This is a genomic window from Nostoc sp. NOS(2021) (assembly GCF_017115025.1).
Lineage (GTDB): Bacteria > Cyanobacteriota > Cyanobacteriia > Cyanobacteriales > Nostocaceae > Nostoc.
In genome coordinates this window covers 1-3175 of sequence record NZ_JABXKM010000167.1, presented here as the reverse complement: position 1 = coordinate 3175, position 3175 = coordinate 1, and the positions used below count along the sequence as shown (strand labels likewise).

General features: G+C 40.5%; 3 protein-coding genes. All 3 read left to right on the top strand.

Features of this window, described 5'->3' with window-relative positions:
* Window positions 1-158: 158 nt before the first annotated feature.
* The 3 genes from HWQ41_RS20250 to glyA all read left to right on the top strand — a co-directional run bounded on the left by HWQ41_RS20250 (window position 159) and on the right by glyA (window position 3145).
* A complete protein-coding gene (locus HWQ41_RS20250; RefSeq protein ID WP_292766640.1) occupies window positions 159-638 on the top strand; it encodes a hypothetical protein in 480 nt (159 codons plus the stop codon).
* Window positions 639-667: 29 nt separating this feature from the next.
* Entirely contained in the window at window positions 668-1087 is a 420-nt protein-coding gene (locus HWQ41_RS20245) for a hypothetical protein (protein WP_292766639.1), read from the top strand.
* 774 nt (window positions 1088-1861) lie between these two features.
* A complete protein-coding gene (gene glyA, locus HWQ41_RS20240; RefSeq protein ID WP_292766637.1) occupies window positions 1862-3145 on the top strand; it encodes a serine hydroxymethyltransferase in 1284 nt (427 codons plus the stop codon).
* Window positions 3146-3175 lie beyond the last annotated feature (30 nt).

The window sequence follows — 3175 nt, the reverse complement described above, 5'->3', positions numbered from 1 at the left end:
AAAACACTGACACCAAGAGACTTTCAAGCCTGTTAAGAGTTCCCTATTCCCTGTTACTGCTATAATTTATAAATTTATAATTTTTCAGTGGAAATATCAAAGGCAGAGCTATAAAATTGCGTTATTGTTAGAATGTCCGCATCCAGTCAAACAAAATTATGAAAAGTCTCGAACATATTGATCCTATTTTTGAACGACTTTTTTCTAAGATTAGTCCGAAAATAGCAGACTCTTTCACTGATGAGCAACTCAAAGCCATACAAAGGGGTTTTGGCTCTCAAGTTTTGACTCGTCATTCTTTAGATATAAGAGTTTCAGTTCCTATTCCCGGACTACGATTTTATCTAGTTTTATTAGCAGGTTCGGAACGTCGTTCGCAACAGCGCTTGCAAAATGAAAAAGGCAGATATCCTGTTTTCAATACAGGCAATATCATATTCTTAATAGGATTTTCAACCATTCTATTGAGTTGTAGCTTTACTATTTTCTCTTTTTTATGGTCTTCACTTGCTTCCATCTCCACTTTGCCTTACCCGACATCTATTCCTTGGATTTTTGATAAATCTGAATGCGAACACACTAACAGAACTTGGCGTGATGAAAAGTGTTGGGATGATCAACAGAGTCCGATGTTTTGAAGCCTATTTACACCGACAATAAAAACAATATGCCGACAAACCGTTTAACTAAATATTCGTCCAAAAATGACACTTTTCTACAACAGTTTTTCGCCTGCATTCCTCCTCAAGTAGTAGCTACCTTTACCGATGCCCAATTGACAGAATTACAAAAGGTATTTAGGGAGCGGGTTAGCAAGCGTCATGCTGTGGATATCAGGCTTTCTACCCCATTCAATAAAAAGCGCTTTTATGTAGTTTTTTTACTTGGCAAGGAAAAGAGGTCAAAACAGAACCGAAAAGATACAATTTTCAAACCTGTAAATAGTATCTTACTAATAAGATATTGTCTGGTACTAATAACTTTTTTGCTTGGTGCGCTCTACATAGTTGAAATGGTGTTGGGAATTAATACTTTTCCCAATCAAGAAATCCAAGAGTTTGTCAAATATTTAATGAGTAGTTTTTAGATTTAGCATCGGTGCATCTACCTTTTGATACAAATTTTTCATATATTATGTATATAATTGACACACAGAAAGGATCAGAATAATTATTTTAGTTATGTTTTTCATCTAAAATTTAAAATTCAGAATTTTAATTCCTTATTTATATTTAAACGAGATCCATCTATAAAGTGCATAATATCTAGCTCTTAGCGATACCTGCGGCGGGCTGATCTAACGCAAATGAGCTTGATCCTCCCTAACCCTCTTAAAAAGGAGAGAATTAGAGCAAATTTTACTCCTAACTCCTTCTGTCTATTGTTTTCCCGATTTTATTCTTCCTGTTTCTTCTCTTCCAAAGTGGTTATCTTTGTATTTGGCATTAGGATATAGTTTTCCTGACTCTGTGGTTCTTCTTTCTTTTGTCAAAAATACTGACTGCTTAAGTTTTCTAGCGTAGAACTTCGCAGTCATGTTCCGCAAGCGTTGTATTACGCACAGTGAATTAGCTTTTTCGCGCTTTTTGTCCCACAGAGGAGCGATCGCAATTACGCTTGATTTAGCGCAGCTTCAAAAAGCAACGTTATGATAATTAATGCATTAATCGAGCTTGCGCCTAATAATAAATAAGTTGGCACAAATAAACCTCAATAGTACGGAGACGATTAATCGCCTCTGTAAAGCAGTCAAAAATCATTGCTCCATAGACTTTGGGCTATGGACTCTTGAGAGTGGACTGTTAGGTGCTGTATCCAACCAAAATCAGCGGTTGTACAAATTTCCATAAGGATAATTGAAGTGACTAGGACTAATTCAGACTTTCTAACCTCCAGTGATCCGGCAATCGCGGAGTTAATCAATGACGAACTACAGCGTCAGCGAGACCACTTGGAGATGATTGCTAGTGAAAACTTTACCTCTGCTGCTGTACTGGCGGCTCAAGGTTCGGTACTGACAAACAAATATGCCGAGGGATTACCTGGTAAACGCTACTATGGCGGTTGTGAGTTTATCGACAAAATCGAGCAACTAGCGATCGACCGCGCGAAACAGATATTTGGTGCTGCTCATGCAAATGTGCAACCTCATTCTGGCGCACAAGCCAATTTTGCTGTGTTCCTGTCGCTGCTGCAACCAGGGGACAAAATTATGGGGATGGATTTGTCTCATGGGGGACATCTCACCCACGGTTCCCCTGTAAATGTCTCAGGTAAGTGGTTCCAAGTTAGCCACTACGGTGTCAGCCAACAAACAGAACAACTTGACTATGACCAAATTCGGGAGCTGGCGCTGAGGGAGCGTCCTAAGCTGCTGATTTGTGGTTATTCAGCTTATCCCCGGATAATTGACTTTGAAAAGTTCCGTAGCATTGCTGATGAAATCGGCGCTTACTTACTTGCCGATATTGCCCACATTGCTGGTTTAGTTGCTAGTGGTCTTCATCCTGATCCCATTCCTCATTGTCATGTAGTCACAACAACTACCCATAAAACTCTACGCGGCCCTAGAGGTGGTTTAATTTTGACCCGTGACGCAGAACTAGGTAAAAAGCTAGATAAATCTGTTTTTCCTGGCAGCCAAGGCGGGCCATTGGAACACGTCATTGCTGGTAAGGCAGTAGCTTTTGGAGAAGCCCTGAAGCCTGAGTTTAAAACCTATTCTGCCCAAGTGATTGAAAATGCTCGTGCTTTGGCAGAACAACTGCAAAACCGGGGTTTAAAGTTAGTGTCAAATGGCACTGACAACCATTTAATCCTCGTGGATTTACGTTCTATCGGTCTAACTGGTAAGCAGGCGGATCAGCTAGTTAGTAGTGTAAATATTACAGCTAACAAAAATACTGTTCCCTTTGATCCGCAATCACCATTTGTTACCAGTGGACTGAGGTTAGGTTCGCCAGCAATGACCACGCGGGGCTTAGGAGTAGCAGAATTTACCGAGATTGCAAATATTATTAGCGATCGCCTGCTTTCTCCAGATTCCGACATAGTTACCAAAGATTGTCGGCAACGGGTAGCAGCATTGTGCGATCGCTTCCCCTTATATCCTCACCTGGAAATTCCTGTACCAGCACTAGCATAGGGCATTGGGCATTGGGCATTGGGCATGGGG